At 75.7% G+C, this 19,097-nt stretch carries 23 protein-coding genes and 3 tRNA genes; 12 read left to right on the forward strand and 14 right to left on the reverse strand.

The annotated features are described in order from the left end of the window. Both F1544_RS21015 and F1544_RS21020 read left to right on the forward strand, forming a co-directional pair. The coding region (locus F1544_RS21015) for a hypothetical protein (RefSeq protein ID WP_167588159.1) at positions 1-244 on the forward strand (244 nt) is incomplete at its 5' end. Beyond that, a complete protein-coding gene (locus F1544_RS21020) occupies positions 241-639 on the forward strand; it encodes a GntR family transcriptional regulator (RefSeq protein WP_167588160.1) in 399 nt (132 codons plus the stop codon). The genes F1544_RS21015 and F1544_RS21020, both read left to right, overlap by 4 nt. Here the strand turns inward: F1544_RS21020 and F1544_RS21025 are convergent. From F1544_RS21025 to F1544_RS21060, 8 genes are all read right to left on the reverse strand, one after another. Further along, positions 605-1,684 (reverse strand): UDP-N-acetylmuramate dehydrogenase, encoded by a 1,080-nt coding sequence (locus F1544_RS21025; RefSeq protein WP_167588161.1) that lies wholly within the window; start codon positions 1,682-1,684, stop codon positions 605-607. The genes F1544_RS21020 and F1544_RS21025 overlap by 35 nt on opposite strands. After that, positions 1,681-2,910, reverse strand: coding sequence for an MFS transporter (locus tag F1544_RS21030; RefSeq protein WP_167588162.1), 1,230 nt, complete (start codon positions 2,908-2,910; stop codon positions 1,681-1,683). Before F1544_RS21030 ends, F1544_RS21025 begins: the two co-directional genes overlap by 4 nt. Then, entirely contained in the window at positions 2,907-3,329 is a 423-nt protein-coding gene (locus F1544_RS21035; RefSeq protein ID WP_167588163.1) for a MaoC/PaaZ C-terminal domain-containing protein, read from the reverse strand. The genes F1544_RS21030 and F1544_RS21035 overlap by 4 nt, the downstream gene beginning before the upstream one ends. Continuing rightward, the gene (locus F1544_RS21040) at positions 3,326-3,787 is read right to left on the reverse strand and encodes an FAS1-like dehydratase domain-containing protein (protein ID WP_167588164.1); all 462 of its coding nucleotides are present in this window, start codon (positions 3,785-3,787) and stop codon (positions 3,326-3,328) included. Before F1544_RS21040 ends, F1544_RS21035 begins: the two co-directional genes overlap by 4 nt. Before the next feature lie 14 nt (positions 3,788-3,801). Continuing rightward, entirely contained in the window at positions 3,802-3,969 is a 168-nt protein-coding gene (gene rpmG / locus F1544_RS21045; protein ID WP_166605523.1) for a 50S ribosomal protein L33, read from the reverse strand. A gap of 149 nt (positions 3,970-4,118) precedes the next feature. Further along, positions 4,119-4,192, reverse strand: a tRNA-Met gene (locus tag F1544_RS21050). Between the two features lie 35 nt (positions 4,193-4,227). Continuing rightward, a tRNA-Thr gene (locus F1544_RS21055) sits at positions 4,228-4,299 on the reverse strand. 78 nt (positions 4,300-4,377) lie between these two features. Next, positions 4,378-4,459, reverse strand: a tRNA-Tyr gene (locus tag F1544_RS21060). A gap of 119 nt (positions 4,460-4,578) precedes the next feature. On the opposite strand from F1544_RS21060, the gene F1544_RS21065 reads away from it, so the two are divergent. Further along, complete coding sequence (locus F1544_RS21065) at positions 4,579-5,070, forward strand: YajQ family cyclic di-GMP-binding protein (protein ID WP_167588165.1); 492 nt, start codon at positions 4,579-4,581, stop codon at positions 5,068-5,070. Next, the gene (locus F1544_RS21070) at positions 5,067-6,008 is read left to right on the forward strand and encodes an alpha/beta hydrolase family protein (protein WP_167588166.1); all 942 of its coding nucleotides are present in this window, start codon (positions 5,067-5,069) and stop codon (positions 6,006-6,008) included. The genes F1544_RS21065 and F1544_RS21070 overlap by 4 nt, the downstream gene beginning before the upstream one ends. Positions 6,009-6,056: 48 nt before the next feature. Here the strand turns inward: F1544_RS21070 and htpX are convergent, their stop codons facing one another. Next, positions 6,057-6,932 carry a zinc metalloprotease HtpX gene (gene htpX / locus F1544_RS21075; protein WP_167588167.1) on the reverse strand — a complete coding sequence of 292 codons (876 nt, stop codon included), beginning with the start codon at positions 6,930-6,932 and terminating at the stop codon, positions 6,057-6,059. 110 nt (positions 6,933-7,042) lie between these two features. On the opposite strand from htpX, the gene F1544_RS21080 reads away from it, so the two are divergent. The 3 genes from F1544_RS21080 to F1544_RS21090 are packed head-to-tail and all read left to right on the forward strand — an operon-like array spanning position 7,043 to position 9,536. Beyond that, entirely contained in the window at positions 7,043-7,921 is an 879-nt protein-coding gene (locus F1544_RS21080; protein ID WP_167588168.1) for an ABC transporter substrate-binding protein, read from the forward strand. Further along, positions 7,882-8,784 carry an amino acid ABC transporter permease gene (locus F1544_RS21085; RefSeq protein WP_208972343.1) on the forward strand — a complete coding sequence of 301 codons (903 nt, stop codon included), beginning with the start codon at positions 7,882-7,884 and terminating at the stop codon, positions 8,782-8,784. The genes F1544_RS21080 and F1544_RS21085 overlap by 40 nt, the downstream gene beginning before the upstream one ends. Positions 8,785-8,807: 23 nt before the next feature. Next, a complete protein-coding gene (locus F1544_RS21090) occupies positions 8,808-9,536 on the forward strand; it encodes an amino acid ABC transporter ATP-binding protein (protein ID WP_167588179.1) in 729 nt (242 codons plus the stop codon). A 19-nt stretch (positions 9,537-9,555) separates the two neighbouring features. Here F1544_RS21090 and F1544_RS21095 read toward each other — a convergent pair whose 3' ends face one another. Then, positions 9,556-10,479 carry an acetamidase/formamidase family protein gene (locus F1544_RS21095; protein ID WP_308470239.1) on the reverse strand — a complete coding sequence of 308 codons (924 nt, stop codon included), beginning with the start codon at positions 10,477-10,479 and terminating at the stop codon, positions 9,556-9,558. Positions 10,480-10,535: 56 nt separating this feature from the next. Here F1544_RS21095 and F1544_RS21100 point away from each other — a divergent pair, with 56 nt between their 5' ends. After that, positions 10,536-10,832 carry a putative quinol monooxygenase gene (locus tag F1544_RS21100; protein ID WP_167588169.1) on the forward strand — a complete coding sequence of 99 codons (297 nt, stop codon included), beginning with the start codon at positions 10,536-10,538 and terminating at the stop codon, positions 10,830-10,832. Between the two features lie 69 nt (positions 10,833-10,901). Continuing rightward, entirely contained in the window at positions 10,902-11,753 is an 852-nt protein-coding gene (pdxY, locus tag F1544_RS21105) for a pyridoxal kinase PdxY (RefSeq protein ID WP_167588170.1), read from the forward strand. A gap of 1 nt (position 11,754) precedes the next feature. On the opposite strand, the gene F1544_RS21110 is transcribed toward pdxY, so the two are convergent. Genes F1544_RS21110 through F1544_RS21125 form a run of 4 tightly spaced genes read right to left on the reverse strand, consistent with a single transcriptional unit; the run spans position 11,755 to position 15,382 of the window. Then, positions 11,755-12,132, reverse strand: a complete 378-nt coding sequence (locus F1544_RS21110) for a VOC family protein (RefSeq protein ID WP_167588171.1) — start codon at positions 12,130-12,132, stop codon at positions 11,755-11,757. Between the two features lie 16 nt (positions 12,133-12,148). After that, entirely contained in the window at positions 12,149-13,150 is a 1,002-nt protein-coding gene (locus tag F1544_RS26620) for an electron transfer flavoprotein subunit alpha/FixB family protein (protein ID WP_167588172.1), read from the reverse strand. Beyond that, positions 13,147-13,962: an electron transfer flavoprotein subunit beta/FixA family protein gene (locus F1544_RS21120; protein WP_167588173.1), complete on the reverse strand. Its 816-nt coding sequence runs from the start codon at positions 13,960-13,962 to the stop codon at positions 13,147-13,149. The genes F1544_RS26620 and F1544_RS21120 overlap by 4 nt, the downstream gene beginning before the upstream one ends. A 1-nt stretch (position 13,963) precedes the next feature. Continuing rightward, a complete protein-coding gene (locus F1544_RS21125; RefSeq protein ID WP_167588174.1) occupies positions 13,964-15,382 on the reverse strand; it encodes an FAD-dependent oxidoreductase in 1,419 nt (472 codons plus the stop codon). Between the two features lie 143 nt (positions 15,383-15,525). On the opposite strand from F1544_RS21125, the gene rarD reads away from it, so the two are divergent. The 3 genes from rarD to F1544_RS21140 all read left to right on the forward strand — a co-directional run bounded on the left by rarD (position 15,526) and on the right by F1544_RS21140 (position 19,085). After that, a complete protein-coding gene (gene rarD / locus F1544_RS21130; RefSeq protein WP_167588175.1) occupies positions 15,526-16,446 on the forward strand; it encodes an EamA family transporter RarD in 921 nt (306 codons plus the stop codon). A gap of 102 nt (positions 16,447-16,548) precedes the next feature. Beyond that, entirely contained in the window at positions 16,549-18,273 is a 1,725-nt protein-coding gene (locus F1544_RS21135) for a bifunctional lysylphosphatidylglycerol flippase/synthetase MprF (RefSeq protein WP_167588176.1), read from the forward strand. Then, positions 18,270-19,085, forward strand: a complete 816-nt coding sequence (locus F1544_RS21140; RefSeq protein WP_167588177.1) for a hypothetical protein — start codon at positions 18,270-18,272, stop codon at positions 19,083-19,085. Before F1544_RS21135 ends, F1544_RS21140 begins: the two co-directional genes overlap by 4 nt. Positions 19,086-19,097: the final 12 nt, after the last annotated feature.

Below are 19,097 nucleotides of genomic sequence, written 5' to 3' on the forward strand. Positions count from 1 at the left end.
CGCCCACCGCGTGCTGCGGGTCTCCACCGCGGCCACCGCCGCGACGGCCGCGGCGCTGCTGGTGCTCGGCGGCCTCGCGGCGCGCGGCCTCGGCGTCCGCTGGGCCGTCGACGGCACCTGGCACACCGACGGGCCCGGCGCGCTGTGGACCACCGCGAGCACGGTCGTGGCCGCGGCCGGCGCCCTGCTGGCCGTGGCCGCCCTGGCCGTCCTGCTCGTCCCGGCCCGCGCGGTGCGGGCGTGAGCGAGCTGCGCGTCGTCGTCGACGCCGCCTCCGCCGTCCCGGTCTACGAGCAGCTGCGCCGGCAGGTCACGACGCTGACGACGACGGGGGCGCTCGCCGCCGGGGACCGGCTGCCCGCCGCCCGCACGCTCGCCGCGGACCTCGGGCTCGCCCTGGGCACCGTCCAGCGCGCCTACCGGGAGCTCGAGGCCGAGGGCACCGTGGTGTCGCGCCGGCGCACCGGGACGGTGGTGGCGCGCGCCGTCGGCGTCGAGGAGGACGTCCGCTGGGCGGCCGAGGGCTTCGTCGAGCGCGCCCTGTCCTCGGGGCTCACGCCGGAGCAGGCCCTCGACGTGGTCCGCGGGGCGATCGCGGCCCGCGTCAGAGCGAGCAGCCCACCAGGACGGGCTCGTTGACGATCCGCACGCCGTAGGCGCGCTCGACGCCGTCGGCGATCTCGCGGGCCAGGGCCAGGACGTCGGCCGTGCGGGCGCCGCCGCGGTTGGTCAGCGCCAGCGTGTGCTTGGTCGACAGCGTCGCCGGGCCGGGGGCGCCGTGGCCCTTGGCGAAGCCCGCGTGGTCGATGAGCCAGGCCGCGCTGGTCTTCACCAGCGGCCGGCCCGCGGCGTCGGTGCCCGCCGGGAAGCGCGGCGCCCCGGCCGGCAGCACCCCGGCCTCGTCCACGGTCAGCACCGGGTTGGTGAAGAAGGACCCGGCGCTCCACGTGTCGTGGTCGGCCGCGTCCAGGACCATCCCCTTGCTCCCGCGCAGCGCGAGGACGGCCGCGCGCACCTCGGCCACGGTCGAGCGCTCCCCCACCGCGACGCCCAGCGCGCGGGCGAGCTCGGGGTAGGCGACCGGGGACGAGACCCCGCCGGCGAGGACGAGCTGGAAGGTCACGTCGAGCACGACGTAGCGGCTCTCGGCGTGCGTCCCGGCGAGCGCGACGCGGGAGCGCTTGAGCAGGGACGTCCGGTAGCCGAGGTCCAGGTCGCCGACGGCCAGCGTCCGCACCCGGCGGTCCACGCGGTCGTAGGTGCGCACGCTCGCGAGGGTCTGGGAGACCTCCTGGCCGTAGGCCCCGACGTTCTGCACGGGGGTCGCGCCGACCGAGCCGGGGATCCCCGCCATCGCCTCGACGCCCGCGCAGCCGCGCGCGACCACGGTGGCGACGAAGGCCTCCCAGTCCTCGCCCGCGGCGGCCGTGACGAAGGAGCCGCTGCAGACGTCCTCGCTGCCGAAGCGGACACCGCTCGTCGCGACCCGCACGACGGTCCCCGGGAAGCCCTCGTCGGCCACGAGCAGGTTCGAGCCGCCGGCCACGAGCAGCAGGGGCTCCCCCGCCGCGTCGGCGTGCGCCACGGCGTCGACGAGCTCGGTCTCGGTGCGCGCCTCGACGACGGCGCGCGCGGGCCCGCCCAGGCGGAACGTCGTCAGGTCGGCCAGCGCGACGGCGCTCACGAGGACCGCGCCGGGGTGCGCTCGGAGCTGAGGGCCGTGCCGTCCGCGTGCGGCCGGGCCACCCCGGAGAGGACCAGCGCGACCGCCGCGGCCACGGCCGCCGCGAGCAGCGCCGTCAGGACGCCGACGCGGTCGCCCAGCTGCCCGAGCAGCGGGGGCCCGGCCAGGAAGGCCGCGTAGCCGACGGAGGACACGACGCTCACGCGGGCCGCGGCGTTGACCTCCTCGTCGGCGGCCGCGCTCATCCCGAGCGGGAAGCCGAGGGAGGCCCCGACGCCCCACGCGGCCGCACCCACGACGGCGAGCGGCACCGACGGGGCGAGCACGAACAGCAGGACCCCGGCCACGGCGAGGGCGGCGCAGCCGCGCAGCGCCGCGACGCGGCCGAAGCGCTCCAGCAGGACGGGGCCGAGCAGGCGCCCGGTCGTCATGGCCGCCACGAAGACCGCGAAGCCGGCCACCCCGACGTCGTGGGAGGTGCCGTAGCCGTCGCCGAGGCCGACGGCCAGCCAGTCGCTCGCGCTGCCTTCGACGAAGGCCATGCAGAGCACCATGAGCCCGATCAGCAGGGTGCGCGGCTCGCGCCAGGCGCGGCCGAGCCCGATGCCCTGGCCGGCCGAGGCGGCCTCGGCGGCGCTGGGCGAGCGCAGGAAGGCCCGGGCGGCGCCCGCCGAGCCGACCGCGGCCAGCGCGGCGGCACCGCAGAGGTGCACCCAGGTGGGGACGCCCAGGCGGAGCAGGAGGACGGCCAGACCGGCGGCGAGCACGGTGCCGAAGCTGAAGGCGGCGTGGAAGCGGGACATGATCGCCCGGTCCAGGCGCCGCTCGACCGCCGCGCCCTCGACGTTCATGGCGACGTCCCAGGTCGCGATGCCGGCGCCCACGACCACGAGCCCGACCGCGGCCGGCCAGACGGTGGCCAGGCCGTCGACGGCCAGGGCGACCAGGAGCAGACCCGAGGCGACGGCGGCCCCGCCGGCCGTCACGGTCCGCACCCGCCCGAAGCGCATGACGAGGGCGCCGGCCGCGGGCATCGTGGCCACCGACCCGATCGAGCCCGCGAGCAGGAGCAGGCCCAGGTCGCCCAGGCTCAGCCCGAGCGCGTCGCGCGCGGAGGGGATCCGGGCGATCCAGGAGGCGAGCGCGAAGCCGTTCAGCGTGAACGAGGCGTACACGGCGGTCCGGGCCCGCAGCGCGTCGCGCGACGGGGCCGTGGCGGTGCTCACGGGAGGCGGACGACGGCCCGCGCCCGGCCCAGGACCTTGACGCCGGCGCTGGTGACGGTGAGGTCGACCGCGACGGTGCGGGCCTCGGGGTCGGCGCCGGAGACGGTGCCGCCCACCTCGACGACGGCCGTGCCGTCGGCGGGGACGACGACCGGCTGCGTGAAGCGGGTGGCGAAGGAGACGACGGCGCCCGGGTCGCCCGCCCAGTCGGCGACGACCTGGCCGGCGAGGCCCATGGTCAGCATGCCGTGGGCGATGACGTCGGGCAGGCCCACCGAGCGGGCGACGGCCTCGTCCAGGTGGATGGGGTTGGTGTCCCCGCTCGCGTCGGCGTAGGCCCGCAGGTCGGCGCGGGTCAGCTCGACGACGGTGGCCGGCAGGGCGGTCCCGACGGGGGCGGCGTCGAAGGAGAGCGTCACTGCTCCCCCTCGGGGGCGCGCACGACCAGCATCGAGGTCACGCTGCAGACGGGTCCGTCGGCGGCGGCCAGCTCGACGCGGGTGGTGACCATGGCGTTGCCGCGCACGACGCGGACGCGGTCGACGTGCAGCTCGGCGGTGAGCTCGTCGCCCGCGACGATCGGGCGGTGGTGGACGAACTGCTCCTCGCCGTGCACGACGCGCGAGAAGTCGATGCCCGCCTGCGGGTCCTCGACGAACTGGGCCTCGGCCCGCTGCGCCAGGGTCACCGCGAAGGTGGGCGGGGCGACCACGTCCGCGTAGCCGGCCTCACGCGCCGCGGCACCGTCGTGGTGCACGGGGCTCGTGGCGCGGACGGCACGGGCGAAGGCCCGCAGCGCGTCGGCGGTGACGGTCCCCGCAGGGCGGGCCGGGTAGACCCGGCCCTGGAAGGACTCGTCGACGGTGAGGGCGACCACGCGGGGACGTGGGGTCAGCGGGTTTCGCGGTGCGTGGTCTTCTTGCCGCAGCGCGGGCAGAACTTGGCGAGGTCGAGCCGATCGGGGTCGTTCCGACGGTTCTTCTTCGTGATGTAGTTCCGCTCCTTGCACTCCGTGCAGGCGAGCGTGATCTTCGGGCGGACGTCAGTCGTCTTGGCCACGGCTGGGTGCCTCTCTCAGGTTCTCGGTCCGGCGGGCGACGTGCGACGCGCCGCGATCTCGTCCCAGGGTACGCGCCCGGACGTGGTGCCCGGGGCACGCGCCCGGGGCACGTGGAACGGCCGCCCACGAGGGGCGGCCGTCTCTGGTGTAGCGGAGGCCGGACTCGAACCGGCGACCTAACGATTATGAGCCGTTCGCTCTAACCAACTGAGCTACTCCGCCGTGAACCCCGGCGGGCAGGGCCCGTCGGTGCTGCGAGCCCCGATCGAGGTTCGAACTCGAGACCTCTTCCTTACCAAGGAAGTGCTCTACCACTGAGCTATCGGGGCCGGTCACGTCGCGTGACGCTCGGAGAGCCTACACGCCGCGACCCGGAGCTGCTGACAGCTCCGGGTCGCTGTGCGACGTGGCGGGTGATGGATTCGAACCAACGTAGGCTGTGCCGGCGGATTTACAATCCGCTCCCTTTGGCCGCTCGGGCAACCCGCCGTGCACCCGGCGAAGCAGGTGCGGTGAGAGGATAGCAACTCCTCCGCGTGCTGCGCGCCACCCGTGCGCGCACCCCGCGGGGGCGGTCCGAGCACACCACATCCGAGGAGGGCCTGCGCGTGCCCAGCGAGTCGTCGTTCGACGTCGTCAGCAAGATCGACCGGCAGGAGGTCGACAACGCCCTCAACCAGGCGGCGAAGGAGATCCAGCAGCGCTACGACTTCAAGGGGACCGACGCCGACGTGCGCTGGAGCGGCGAGGACATCCTCATGGTCGCCAGCTCCGAGGACCGCGTGAAGGCCGTCCTGGACGTCCTGCAGACCAAGCTCATCAAGCGCGGGGTCTCGCTCAAGGCGCTGGACGCGGGTGAGCCCTTCCCCTCCGGCAAGGAGCACCGCATCACCGCCACGCTCAAGGAGGGCCTGGAGCAGGACGTCGCCAAGAAGATCGGCAAGATCGTCCGCGACTCCGGCCCCAAGGGCGTCAAGACGCAGATCACGGGCGACGAGATGCGCGTCAGCTCCAAGAACCGCGACGACCTCCAGGAGGTCATCGCCCTGCTCAAGGGCGCCGACCTGGACGTGGCCCTCCAGTTCGTCAACTACCGGTGACGCCCGGGACCGCCCGCCGGGCGGTGCTCCGCGGCTCGCTGCTGTCCGGGGCGGTCCTGGTCGCCTCCGCGTGCAGCGCCGGCGCCGAGGAGCCGGAGGAGACCCCGACGCCCACCGGCACGCCGAGCACGCCCGAGCGCGTCGACGGCGCCCCCACCCTGCCCTCGGGGCTGCAGGAGTCCCAGCGCACGGCCTACCGCTACGGCGAGCACCCGCGCCAGGTCTCCGACCTGTGGCTGCCCGAGGGCGAGCGCCGCGACGGGCTGGTCGCCCTCGTGCACGGCGGGGCGTGGCAGGTCGGCACGGACCGCAGCAACGTCGACAACATCGTGGCCGACCTCGTCGGGCGGGGCTTCCCCGTCCTGAACCTGGACTACCGCGGCGTGGACGACGGGGGCGGCTGGACCGGCACCTTCACCGACGTCGCCACGGCGCTGGACCAGGCCGCGGAGGCCGCCGACGCGCAGGGCGTGAACGCGGGGCGCACGCTCCTGCTCGGGCACTCCGCGGGCGGGCACCTGGCGATGTGGGCCGCGGCCCGCCGCCGGCTGCCCTCCGGGGCGCCCGGCGCGGACCCCCGCGTCGTGCCCGTCTTCGCCGGCTCGATGTCGGGCGTGCTGCGCCCGACGACGCTGGCCGCGCAGGACCCGAACGTCGTCAACGTCTTCGGCGGCACCCCCGAGGAGGTCGACGACCGCTACGCGGTCGGGGACCCGTCCCGGCTGGTCCCGCTGGGCATGCCCGTCTTCGTGCTGCACGGCACCGCGGACGAGACCGTCCCGTACTCGCAGGCGCAGGAGTTCACCGACCTGGCGGTCGCCGCGGGCGACCAGGTCGACCTGCAGCTCATGGAGGGCGCCTCGCACGAGGACCCGCTCTTCCCGGGCGAGCGCGTCTGGGGCCGGGCTCTGGACTGGATCGAGGCCTCGCTCGGCTGAGCCGGGTCGAACGGGCCGGGTCGAACGGGCCGGGTCGAACGGGCCGGGTCAGCGGCGGTAGCCCGCCAGCGCCTCGAGGCGGGCGATGCGCTCGGCCATCGGCGGGTGCGTCGAGAACAGCCGCGCGACGCCCTGCCCGGCGCGGAACGGGTTGGCGATCATCATGTGGCTGGCGTTGACCAGCTCGCGCTCGGGCGGCAGCGGGAGCTGCCGGGTGCCCATCTCCAGCTTGCGCAGCGCCGAGGCGAGCGCGAGCGGGTCGCCCGTGAGCTTCGCCCCGTCCTCGTCGGCGTCGTACTCGCGGGTGCGCGAGATGGCGAGCTGGATGACGGAGGCCGCGAGCGGCGCCGCGAGCGAGAGCAGCAGGATCGCGAAGGGGTTGCTGCGGCTGTCCTCGTCGCGGCCGCCGCCTAAGAACAGGCCGAACTGCGCGACCGAGGTGATGACGCCCGCGAGCGCCCCCGCGACCGACGACGTGAGGATGTCGCGGTTGTAGACGTGCATGAGCTCGTGGCCCAGGACGCCCCGCAGCTCGCGCTCGTCCAGCATCTGCAGGATGCCCTCGGTGCAGCACACGGCGGCGTTCTCGGGGTTGCGGCCCGTCGCGAAGGCGTTGGGCGCCATGGTCGGTGAGACGAACAGGCGCGGCATGGGCTGGCGCGCGGTCGTGGACAGCTCGCGCACGATGCGGTGCAGCGCCGGCTGCTCGGCCTCCGAGACGGGACGGGCGCGCATGGCGCGGATGGCCAGCGTGTCCGAGCGCCAGTACCCGTAGGCGGAGGTGCCGAGGCCCAGGACGACGAAGACCAGGAGCACCGCCGGGCTGCGCAGCGCGGACGCGAGCAGGCCCCCGACCAGCAGCAGGACGGCCCAGATCGCCCCGAAGAGCGCGGCGGTCTTCAGGCCGTTGAAGTGGCGGTGCATCCGACCCTCTCGTCCACGGTCCGGGGAGCCCGGCGCTGCTGTCGGGGTGGCAGTGGGGCCAACGCGCCGGGGGGCCCCGGCGTTCCGGGCCCGCACCTTAGGCTCCGCCCATGCCCCCCGCTGCCCGGATGCGCCTGCTCGGCGCTGCCGTCCTCCCGCTGCTCGCCCTCGCCGTCGGCTGCGCGCCGGCGCAGGAGGCCTCCCCCGCGCCCGCGACCTCCGGGCCGGCGTCCGCCGCGGACTGCGCCCCGGGCGCGCTGCCCACCCTGACCGAGGGCACCTTCACGGTCGCCACCGACGACCCGGCCTACGACCCGTGGTTCTCCGAGGGGGACCCGTCGAACGGCGAGGGGTACGAGTCGGCCGTGGCGTACGCCGTCGCCGAGCGCCTGGGGTACGCGCAGGCCGACGTGGCGTGGGTGACGGCCACCTTCACCAACGCCATCGCGCCCGGCGCGAAGACCTTCGACGTCGACGTGAACCAGGTGTCGATCACCGACGAGCGCCGGCGCACGGTGGACTTCTCCAGCGGCTACTACGACGTGGCGCAGGCCGTCGTCACCCTGGACTCCTCCCCCGTCGCGGGCGTCACGAGCATCGCGGGCCTCGCCGAGGCGAAGCTCGGGGCGCAGGTCGGCACGACCAGCTACGAGACCATCACCGACGTCGTGAAGCCGACGATGCAGCCGTCGGTGTTCGACTCCAACGACCTCGCGGTGCAGGCCCTGGAGAACGGGCAGATCGACGCGCTCGTCGTGGACCTGCCCACGGGGCTGTACCTGGCGGCCGCCGTGCTGGACGGCGGCAAGGTCCTCGGGCAGTTCCCCGTGACCGGCACCCCCGAGCAGTTCGGCTTCGTCCTGGACAAGGGCAGCGCGCTGACCCCGTGCGTCACGCAGGCCGTGGACGCGCTGCGGGCCGACGGGACCCTGGCCGCGCTGCAGCAGCAGTGGCTGACCAGCAGCGCGGGCGCGCCGGAGCTGACCTGAGCACCGCCGGCCCCCGGCCGGCGTGGTCGCCCTCGCCCCTGCAGCTCGACCGCGACCGCCACCGCCGCCGCGCCGGGGTCCGCTCGGCGGTCGTGGCGGCGCTGAGCACCGTGGTGTTCGGCGTCGTCCTCGTGCTCGCGATCACCTCCACCCCGGGGTGGCCGCGCATCCAGGCGAGCTTCCTCGTGCCGTCCTCGGCGTGGGCGGCCGTGCCCGACGTCGCGCGGGGCCTGTGGCTGAACCTGCGGATCATGGTGGTCTGCGCGGCGGTCGTGTTCGTCCTGGGCCTGAGCGTCGCCGTGCTGCGCACCCTGCGCGGGGCGGTGTTCGCGCCCGTGCGCTGGCTCGCCACCGCCTACACCGACCTGTTCCGCGGGCTGCCCCTGATCCTCGTGCTGCTGCTCGTGGGGTACGGGGTGCCCGGCCTGCGGCTGCAGGGCCTGCCGGGCGACCCCGTGTTCTACGGCTGCATCGCGCTCGTGCTGACCTACACGGCCTACGTCGCGGAGGTGCTGCGCGCGGGCATCGAGTCGGTGCACCCCAGCCAGCGGGCCGCGGCCCGCGCGCTCGGGCTGGGCCACGCGGCGACGCTGCGCTTCGTCGTGCTGCCGCAGGCGGTCCGCCGGGTCCTGCCCGCCCTGCTGAACGACCTCGTGAGCCTGCAGAAGGACTCGGGGCTCGTGTCGGTGCTGGGCGTGGTGGACGCGATCCGGGCCGCGCAGATCCTCACCGCGAAGGAGGGGAACTTCACCCCCTACCTCGTGGCCGGGGCGTTCTTCGTGCTCCTGACGATCCCCATGGCGCGCGTCACCGACGCCGTGGCGCGGCGCTGGGGCGCCCCCGGGACGGGCGGTGCGGTGTGAGCGGAGGAGCTGCGCTGCTGTCGATGCGGGGCGTGCGCAAGGCGTTCGGGCGCACCGTCGTCCTCGACGGCCTCGACCTCGACGTCGACGCGCACCGCTGCGTCGTGCTCATCGGGGCCTCGGGTTCCGGGAAGTCGACGCTGCTGCGGTGCGTGAACCTGCTGGAGACGGTGGACGACGGGGTCGTGGAGTTCGAGGGCCGCGACATCGCCGACCCGCGCATCGACGCGGACGCCGTCCGGGCCCGCACGGGCATCGTGTTCCAGTCCTTCAACCTGTTCCCGCACCTGTCGGTGCTGGACAACGTCACGCTCGCACCGCGCCGCGTGCACGGGGTGGCGCGGGCCGAGGCCGAGGACCGCGCGGTGGCGATGCTGCGCCGGGTCGGGCTGCAGGACAAGGTGCGGGCGCGCCCCGACGAGCTGTCCGGCGGTCAGCAGCAGCGGGTCGCGATCGCCCGCTCGCTGGTCAACGACCCGGTGCTCATGCTGTTCGACGAGGTGACCAGCGCCCTGGACCCGGAGCTCGTCGCCGAGGTCCTCGGCCTGCTGCGGGAGCTGCGCGAGGACGGGATGACGATGCTGGTGGCGACCCACGAGATGGGGTTCGCCCGCCGCGTCGCCGACGAGGTCTGCTTCCTGCACGGCGGGCGGGTCCTCGAACGCGGTGCGCCGCAGCAGGTCCTCGGGGAACCGGTGGAACCCCGCACGCAGGAGTTCCTGCGCAGCATCGTGGCGGCCGGGCGGATGTGAGCCGCCGGCCCCGCCGTCCTCAGGCGCGGCGCAGCGCGTCGTGGGCCAGGGCGGCGTGCACGCCCCACGTCTCGTTGGCGACCTGGGTGACGCGCAGGTCCACGGTCGCGCTCGCGAGCGCCAGCGCGGTGGACCGCGGCAGGTCCAGGTCGGCCGCGAGCCAGGTGACGAGGGCGTCGAGGGCGTCCTCGGTGGCGGCGTTCAGGTCGGCGCTGAACCCGAACGCGATGCGCTCGGTCGGCGTCGTCGCGTGCACCGAGCGCAGGGGCGGGTCCCGGACGAGATCGACGCTCAGGTGCGTCGTCATGCCGACCTCCACCGCGGTGCCGCTCACCTCGCCGTCGCCCTGGGCGGCGTGCCCGTCGCCGAGGCAGAGCAGCGCCCCGGGGACCTGCACGGGCAGGAACAGCGTGCTGCCGGCGACGAGCGAGCGGCAGTCGACGTTGCCGCCCGTCCCCGTGCGGGGCGGGACGGTGGAGTGCCGCCCGGGCTCGGCCGGGGTGGTGCCGACGACGCCGAGGAAGGGTGCGGTGTCGACGGTGAAGCCGTGCTGCTCGGTGGCCGTGCCGGCCTCGTCGTCGACGTCCCACAGCAGCCACGACGGCTCCGTCGTGCCGAGCCGGCGGTTCAGCGGGGTGTCGCGGGCCCCTGCGACGGTCCAGCCCCAGCCGTCGGTGCGCAGCGACCGCACGTGCACGGCCAGCACGTCGCCCGGCCGGGCCCCGCGGACCTCGACCGGCCCGGCGAGGCAGTGCCCGTCGGCGCCGGGCAGCAGGCGCTCGGCCGGGTCGCCCGGGAAGGCCTGCCGCCGCAGGTGACCCGCCGCGTCGAGCGTGCGCACGACGAGCTCGTCGCCGGGCTCGACGGTGAGGACGGGCGGGAGCCCCGGGTCGAAGGCGTCGGTCACCAGGTGCGGGGCGGGGTCGAGGCGGTGCAGCGTCACGGGCCTAGTCTCACCCAGACACCCGACGACCCACCCCCTGACGACTTGGAGCCCCCGTGGCCATCGTGTCCCTGCTCGAGCTGACCCTGCGCCGCGAGGCCGTCGCGGACGCCCCCGCGGTCATCCGCGAGACGCTCGTCGCCACCCGCGCCTTCGACGGCTTCCTCGACGTGCAGGTCACGGTCGACGCGACCGACCCGACCCACGTCGTGCTCATCGAGACCTGGGAGTCGCTGGAGCACGACGCGGCCTACCGCGTGTGGCGCGCGACGCCCGAGGGCGCCTCGAACCTCGGCTCCGTCCTGGCCTCCCCGCCCGTGCTGACGAAGCTCACCACGCTCGACGGGTTCTGAGCCGCACCGGTTCTGAGCCGCGCTGGTTCTGAGCCGCGCGGGGGGCCGCGGCGTGGAAGGGTCGTGCCCGTGAAGGTCCTCTCGATCCAGTCCGCCGTCGCCCACGGCCACGTCGGCAACTCCGCGGCCACGTTCCCCCTGCAGCGCATGGGGGTCGAGGTCGTGCCGGTGAACACCGTGAACTTCTCCAACCACACGGGGTACGGCTCGTGGCGCGGGCCCGTCATGGCCGCGTCCGACGTCGCCGACGTCCTCGCGGGCGTGGAGGAGCGCGGGGTGTTCGCCGAGGTCGACGTCGTCCTGTCCGGCTACCAGGGCGGGACGGGCATCGGCGACGTCATCGTCGACGCGGTGCGCCGCGTGAAGGCCGCGAACCCGTCCGCCGTCTACGTGTGCGACCCGGTCATGGGCAACGCGCGGTCCGGGTGCTTCGTCGCCCCCGAGATCCCCGTGCTGCTGCGCGACCGGGTCGTGCCCGTCGCCGACGTCATCTGCCCCAACCAGTTCGAGCTGGGGTTCCTCACCGGCACCGAGCCGACGACGATGGAGTCCACGCTCGCCGCGGCCGACCTCGCCCGCGCGACCGGCCCCTCCACGGTGCTCGTGACCAGCGTCGAGCGGCCCGACCGCGAGGAGGGCACGCTCGAGACGGCCGTCGTCGACGCGACCGGCGCGTGGGTCGTGCGCACCCCGCAGCTGCCCTTCAAGGCCAACGGCTCGGGCGACGTCACCGCGGCCCTGTTCGCGGCGCACCTGCGCCGCACGGGCGACCCGGCGGCGTCGCTGGAGCACACGGTCTCCAGCGTCTTCGACCTCCTCGAGGCGACCCTCGCCTCCGGTGCGCGGGAGCTGCGGATCGTCGAGGCGCAGGACGTCTTCGCGAACCCGCGCCTGCAGTTCACCGCCGAGCGCGTCCGCTGACTCAGGCGGGCGCGATCCGGGTCCGCAGGAGGCAGAACTCGTTGCCCTCGGGGTCGGCCAGGACGTGCCAGGAGTCGGTGTCGCGCTGGCCGATGTCGACCCGGCGGGCGCCCAGGTCCAGGAGCCGCTGCAGCTCCTCCGCCTGGTCGCGGTCGGTGGGGCTGACGTCGAGGTGCAGCGGCAGCTTGGCCGTCCTGGCCTCGGCCGACGGCGACAGCACCAGCGTGGGCGCGAGGCCGCCGAAGCCCTCGGCGGGGCCGATCTCGACGGCGCCGTCCTCCTCGCCGAGGCGGCGGTAGCCCAGCACCGCGCACCAGAAGTCCGCCAGCGCCTGCGGGTCGCGGCAGTCCAGGACGAGTTCGCTCAGTCGGCAGGCCACCGGCGCACCCTAGGGCTCAGGACCCCGCGCGCGCCTCGCGGCGGCGCCGCAGCTCCTGCGTGAGAGCCGGGACGACCTCGGTGAGGTCCCCGACGATGCCGTAGTCGGCGAACTCGAAGATGGGGGCGTCCGGGTCCTCGTTGACGGCGACGACCGTGACGGCGGCGTCCATGCCGCCGCGGTGGTGCACCGCGCCGGAGACGCCGGCGCCGACGTACAGGCGCGGGCTGATGGTGACCCCGGTCTGCCCGACCTGGGCCTCGTGGCCGATCCAGCCCTCGTCGGTGGCGACGCGGGTCGCGCCCACGGCGCCGCCGAGGACGTCGGCCAGCTCCTCGAGCGGGGCGAAGTCGCCGTTCGTGCCGCGGCCGCCGACCACCACGACCTCGGCGTCGGCCAGCGACGGGCGGTCGGAGGCGGGGCGCGGCGCCCGTTCGACGACCGTGACGGCGCGGGCCGCGGCGCTCGCCTCGACGACGACCGGCTCCGCCGCGACGGCGGCGACGGGCGCGTCGACCGGCACGGCCTGCGTCGAGTGCGGCTTGACGGTGACGACGGCGAGGTCGCCCGTGATCGCGCAGCGGCTGGACCAGGACCCGGCCAGCACCTCCTTGCCCGCGACGAAGCGGCCGTCCCCGTCCCGGACCACCGTGGTGGCCCCGGTGACGACGCCGCCGCCCGTGAGCACGGCCAGGCGGGCCGCGACCTCGCGGTCCTCGAAGGTCGAGCCGAGCAGCAGCAGGGACGCGGGGACGGCGCCCAGCACCGCGCGCAGGCCGTCGACGACCGTGGCCGTGAGGTGCGGGTCGGCGCCCGTGACCTGCACGGGGACCACGCCGGAGGCGCCGAAGCGGCCGAGCAGCTCGCGGGCGGCGGCGTCGGGCCCCGTGGGCCCCTCGTCGATCCACACCGCGCGGACGTCGTCGGCCAGCGACCGGGCCAGCGTCAGCAGCTCCGTCGCCGTGGGGTGCACGCGCGCGCCCTCGTGGTCGACGAGGACGAGGACCGTGGTGCTCACGCGAAGCCCTTCTGCGCCAGGTAGTCCGCGAGCGCCAGGGCCGCGGAGCCGTCGTCGGTCACGAGGACCCGGTCGGGGCGCTCGGGCCGCTCGGAGGTCTCCAGGACGCGGGTCGTGGAGCCCTGCAGCCCCACCGTCGCCGGGTCGAGGCCGAGGGCCGCGAGGTCGAGCACCCGCACGGGCGCCTTGCGCGCCGCGAGGATGCCCGTGAAGGCGGGGAAGCGGGCGCGGAACGCCTGGTCCGTCACCGAGACGACGACGGGCAGCGGGGCGGTGAGCGTCTCCACCGCGGTGGACGTCTCGCGGCGCACCTCGACGGTGCGGGCCGCCGGGTCGACGTCGATGCGGTCGGCGAGCGTCAGCTGCGGCCAGTCCAGCACCGCGGCCAGCGCCGCGGGGACCAGCGACGTCAGGCCGTCCAGGCCCGCCATGCCGGCGACCACGACGTCGACGGGCGACTCCGCGTGCAGCGCCGCGACGGCCGCGCCGAGGACGCGGGCCGTGGCGAGCGCGTCGGAGCCCTCGACGCCGGCGTCGAGCACGTGCACGGCGGTCGTGGCGCCCATCGCGAGGCCGCGGCGCAGGGCGTCCACGGCGGCGGCGGGCCCGACGGTGAGCACGACGACGTCGTGCGGGTCGTCGCCCTCGGCCGGCGGGTGCGCCTCGACCAGGCGCAGGCCCGCCTCCAGGGCGTCCTCGTCGAGCTCGTTGAGGGTGTCGTCGTCACCGCCCCGCTCCAGCAGCCCGTCCGCGCGGAAGCGCCGCTCGGACTGGATGTCGGGGACGTGCTTGACGCAGACGACGACGCGCACCTCAGTCGTCCTCGGGCGCGCGGTCGGCGGCGGCCATCGCCTCGCGGGAGTAGCGGACCATGTCCTCGCGGGAGACGACCTTGACGCGCTCGCGGCCGTGCGGCTCGCCCAGCAGGCGCTCGTAGGCGTCGAGCACCTCCCAGTCGTTCCAGGTGAGGACGTCGACGCCGCGCCCGCGCAGGAAGTCCACGACCGCGTCGGGCTCCGGGTCGGTGGCGGTGGCCTGCGCGTCCTCGGCGGTGACGTCGGCGACGAGGTGGCGGATCGTCTCGGTCGCGTCGGACTTGGTGTGCCCGATCAGGCCGACGGGGCCGCGCTTGATCCAGCCCGTGGCGTAGACGCCCGCGAGGTGCTCGCCCTCGGGGGTCAGCACGCGGCCCTCGTGGTTGGGGATGACGCCGGCCAGGTCGTCGAAGGGCAGGCCGGGCAGCGGGGAGCCGAAGTAGCCCACCGCGCGGTAGACGGCCTGGACGTCCCAGTCGTGCAGGTCGCCCGTGCCCTCGACGCTGCCGTCGCCCGTGAGGCGGGTCCGCTCGGTGCGCAGGCCCGTCACGCGGCCGTCGGCGCCCAGGACCTCCTTGGGGGCGTGCAGGAAGTGCAGGTGCAGGCGGCGCGAGGCGGTGCCGTCGCCCTCCTTCAGCGTCCAGTCCGTGAGGGTCTTGACGACCTGCTTGGTCTGGTTCGACTTCTGGATCGCGGCCATCGAGCCCTCGTCGAACTCGAAGTCCTCGGGGTGCACGATCACGTCGACGTCGCGCACGTGCCCCAGCTCGCGCAGCTCCAGCGGCGAGAACTTGGCCTGGGCCGGGCCGCGGCGGGCGAAGACGTGCACGTCGGTGGCCTTCGAGGCCTTGAGGCCGTCGTAGACGTTCTGCGGGATCTCCGTCGGCAGCAGGTCGTCGGCGTGCTTGGCGAGCATGCGCGCGACGTCGAGCGCGACGTTGCCGGCGCCCAGGACCGCGACGGTCTCGGCCTCCAGCGGCCACTGCCGCGGGTAGTCGGGGTGGCCGTCGTACCAGGAGACGAAGTCGGCGGCGCCGAAGCAGCCCTCCAGCTCGACCCCGGGCAGCGGCAGCGGGGCGTCCCGGATCGCGCCCGTGGAGAAGATCACCGCGTCGTAGAAGCGGCGGACGTCCTCGAGCGTGAGGTCCGTGCCGTAGTCGACGTTGCTGAGCAGGCGGATGTCGCCGCGCGCGAGGACCTTCTGCAGGGCCACGACGATCTGCTTGATCCGCGGGTGGTCCGGGGCCACGCCGTAGCGCACGAGGCCGAAGGGCGCGGGCAGCCGCTCGAACAGGTCGATCGAGACCTCGACGTCCGCCTTCGACAGGATGTCCGCCGCGTAGATCCCGGCCGGACCCGCCCCGACGATGGCGACGCGGAGGGGGCGCTGCGTGCTACCGGGGGTCTGCGTGCTCACGGGGTGTCAGGGACCTCTCGTCTCGCGGCGTGACCGGGGCGCGGTCACGGGGTGGCGCGCGGCGGTCGGGGTGAGTCAAGCCTAACGCCGCGCGGGCACGGGGCCCGTCGGGTGAGAGGCAGCTCTCCTGCGACGATGCGGGGGTGGACGAGCGCCGGGGAGTCGTGGCCGGTGCGATCGCCTACGGCATCTGGGGCGTCTTCCCCTTCTACTTCCACGCCCTCGCACCCGCCTCCGCCGTCGAGGTCCTGGCCCACCGCATCCTGTGGGCGCTGCTCGTCTGCGTCGTCCTGCTGAGCGCCCTGCGGCGCTGGCCGGCAGTCGCCGCCGTGCTCAGGAACCGGCGCCAGCGCGGGCTGCTGGGCGTCGCCGCGGTCGTCATCGCCGTCAACTGGGGCGTCTACGTGCAGGCCGTCGCGACGGGGCACGTCCTCGAGGCGTCGCTGGGCTACTTCATCAACCCGGTCGTCACGGTCCTGCTCGGCGTCGTCGTGCTGCGGGAGCGCCTGCGGCGCCTGCAGTGGGTGGCCGTCGGCATCGGGCTCGTGGCCGTGACGATCATCACGCTCGACCTGGGCCGCCCGCCGTGGATCGCCCTGCTGCTCGCGGCCTCCTTCGGCACCTACGGGCTGATGAAGAACCGCCTGGGCCAGGTCGCCGGGGCCGACGGCCGGGGCGTGGACGCCATCACGAGCCTCTCGGTCGAGACGCTCGTGCTGGGCCTGCCCGCCGCCGCGGCCGTGGTCCTCCTCACCGCCCGCGGCGACAGCACCTTCACCACCGAGGGGGCGCTGCACACGGCCCTGCTCGCGTCCACGGGCGTCGCGACCGTGATCCCGCTCGTCCTGTTCGCCGTGGCCGCCAGCCGCGTCCCGCTGAGCACCATCGGGCTGCTGCAGTACCTGACCCCGGTGCTGCAGTTCGGCTGCGCCCTGGTGCTCGGGGAGCGGATGGCCCCCTCGCAGTGGGCCGGCTTCGCCCTCGTCTGGCTCGCCCTGGTGCTGCTGTCCACCGACGCGGTGCGCGGGCGCCGCCGGTCCGTGCCGGTGGCCGCCACCACCTGACCGCCCCCGGCGGACGGTCCCGGCTGACCGTCTCCTGGGAGTTCTCCGTGGATGCCTCCCGATCCGTGTCCCGGCTGTGGATCGGGGAGCAGGGTGGTGTGCGTGCTCCCCCCCCTGCTCGCCGGCCGCGCCCGGCGCGAACGCACCCGCCGGGCCGCGGCCCTGATCGTCGGCGCGGTCGCGGTGCTCGGCCTGGTCTCCGCCCTGACCCCACCGCTGCGCGCGCGCTTCGGCCCCCTGCTCGACGTCCTGCCCCTGGGCGTCCCCCTGGGCGCGGGCACCGTCCTCGTCCCGGTCTCCGTGGCGCTGGTGGCCCTGGCGGCCGGCCTGCGCCGCGGCCAGCGCCTGGCCTGGGGCGTCACGCTGGGCCTGCTGGTCACCTCCGCCGTCCTGCACCTGCTCAAGGGCATCGACGGCGAGGAGGCGCTGCTGGACCTGGGGGTCGCCGTCTGGCTCGGCACGCGGGGGCGCTCCTTCCCTGTGCTGCCCACCGCGGCGCGCGCCCGCCGGGCCGCGCGCGTCGTCGTCGGGGGCTTCGTCGCCACGGTGCTCGTCGCGGCCGCTCTGGTCGTGGCCGTGGGCGCCGAGCGCCACCCCGGCGAGACCGTCGAGGCCGTCGTCCAGCGCCTGGTCGGCGACCGGCGCTCCCCGCTCACGCGCGTGCCGGGCCGCGGCGGCGCGATCATCGACCCCCTGCTCAGCCCGTCGCTGCTGATCCTGGGGCTGACCCTGCTCACGGTGCTCCTGGTCGTGCTGCTGGCCCCGCGCGCGGCCGTGCGGCTCAGCGCCGCGCAGCGCCTGGAGGAGCGCGAGCGGGCCCGCGCCGTCGTGGCCCGCTGGGGCGGCGGCACCCTGGACTACTTCGCGCTGCGCGACGACAAGGACTTCTTCTTCGCCGAGGACGGCGTCGTCGCCCACAGCGTGCGCAACGGGGTCTGCCTCGTCTCCCCCGACCCGATCGGCCCGCCCGAGCGGCGCGGCGCCCTGCTCACCGAGTTCCTCGACCACGTCGAGCGGCACGGCTGGTCGGTGGCCGTCGTCGGGGCGGGCGCCGAGTGGCTGCCCCTGTACGAGGCGACGGGCCTGCGCCCGGTCTACCTGGGCGACGAGGCCGTCCTGGACTGCCAGACCTTCTCGCTGCAGGGCAAGGCCATGAAGAGCCTGCGCGGGGCCGTGAACCGCGTGCAGAAGGCCGGCATCACCGTGACGTTCCACGAGGGGCCGTCCCTGACCGCCGCCGAGCGCGCCGAGCTCGAGGGCCTCAGCGGGGACAGCCGCCGCGGCGAGGCCGAGCGCGGGTACTCCATGACGCTCTCCCGGCTGTTCGACCCCGCCGACGCGGGCGTCCTGGTCAGCGTCGCCCGCTTCGCCGACGGCCGCCCCGCGGGGTTCGTGCAGTGGGTCCCCGCCGCGGCCGTCGAGGGCTACTCCCTGGACGTGATGCGCCGCTCGACGGCGGACGACGTGCCCAACGGCCTCACGGACCTGCTCATCGTCGCCACCGCTCAGCACCTCGCCGAGCGGGGGCAGCGGGGGCTCGGACTGAACTTCGCGGTGCTGCGCGAGGTCGTCTCCGGCGAGCGGGAGGGCCGCGGCGCCGACCTCGGCCGCCGCGCCCTGCACGTGCTCTCGCGCAGCGCGCAGATCGAGTCGCTGTGGCGGTTCAACGCCAAGTACGACCCGCAGTGGGTGCCGCGCTACGTCGTCCTGGACTCCGTGGAGTTCGCGGGCGCCCAGGGCCTGACCATCGCCGGGGCCGAGGGCCTCGCCGAGCTGCCCGTCGTCGGCCGCTTCCTCGAGGCGCGCGCCGCCGCGGCCTCGCGGTGAGCACCGCGCTGGCCGCCGCGGTCCTCGCCGCCCTGGGCTACGCCGCCGGCTCCGTCCTGCAGGCCGTGGGCGTGCGCGGCGGCGCCTCGCCGCGCGACCTGCTCCGCTCCCCCCTCTACCTCACGGGGCTCGGCGCGGACGGGATCTCCTGGCTGCTGTCCCTGCTCGCCCTGCGGCGGCTGCCCGCCTTCGCGGTCCAGGCCGTCCTGGCCGGGTCCCTGGCCGTCACCGTCGTGCTGGCCCGCCTCCTGCTGGGGGCGCTGCTGCGCCGCCGCGACGTCGTCGCCGTGCTCGTCACGGTCGCCGCGCTCGCCGTCGTGGCCGGCGCCGGGCACGAGCAGGCCTCCCCCGCCGCAGGAGGCGGGGTCGTCGCGGGTCTCGCCGCGGCGGCCGGCGCCCTGCTCGTCGCCGCGCCCCTCCTGCGCCGGGCCCCGTCCGCGGCGCTGGCGGTGCTCGGCGGCCTCGCCTACTCCGTCTCCGCGCTCGCCGCCCGCGCGGTCGACCTGCACGGCGGCCTGGCCGCCCTGCCGGCGCGGCCGCTCGCGTGGGCCGTCGTGGTGGCCGGCGGCGTCGGCACCTGGGCCTACGCGGCCGCCCTGGAGCGCGGCTCCGTCGGCGCGGCGACCGCCCTGCTGTGGGCCGTGGAGGTCGTCGTCCCCGCCGTCCTGGGCTCCCTGCTGCTCGGCGACGGCGTCCGCGCCGGCTGGGCCCCGGCCGCCGTCGTCGCGGTCCTCGCCGTGGCCGGCGCCGCCGTGGTCCTGGCCGGCGCGCCCGCGACGGCGAGCGCCGAGCCGGCCGGGGCACCGGCGTGAGCCCCGGGGTGC

It is taken from the genome of Kineococcus rubinsiae, assembly GCF_011839805.1.
GTDB lineage: Bacteria > Actinomycetota > Actinomycetes > Actinomycetales > Kineococcaceae > Kineococcus > Kineococcus rubinsiae.

Excerpts from the sequence above, each read along its gene's own strand:
- htpX (WP_167588167.1), bottom strand. The coding sequence starts at position 6,932 with ATGCACCGCCACTTCAACGGCCTGAAGACCGCCGCGCTCTTCGGGGCG.
- F1544_RS21080 (WP_167588168.1), top strand. The coding sequence starts at position 7,043 with ATGCCCCCCGCTGCCCGGATGCGCCTGCTCGGCGCTGCCGTCCTCCCG.
- F1544_RS21090 (WP_167588179.1), top strand. The coding sequence starts at position 8,808 with ATGCGGGGCGTGCGCAAGGCGTTCGGGCGCACCGTCGTCCTCGACGGC.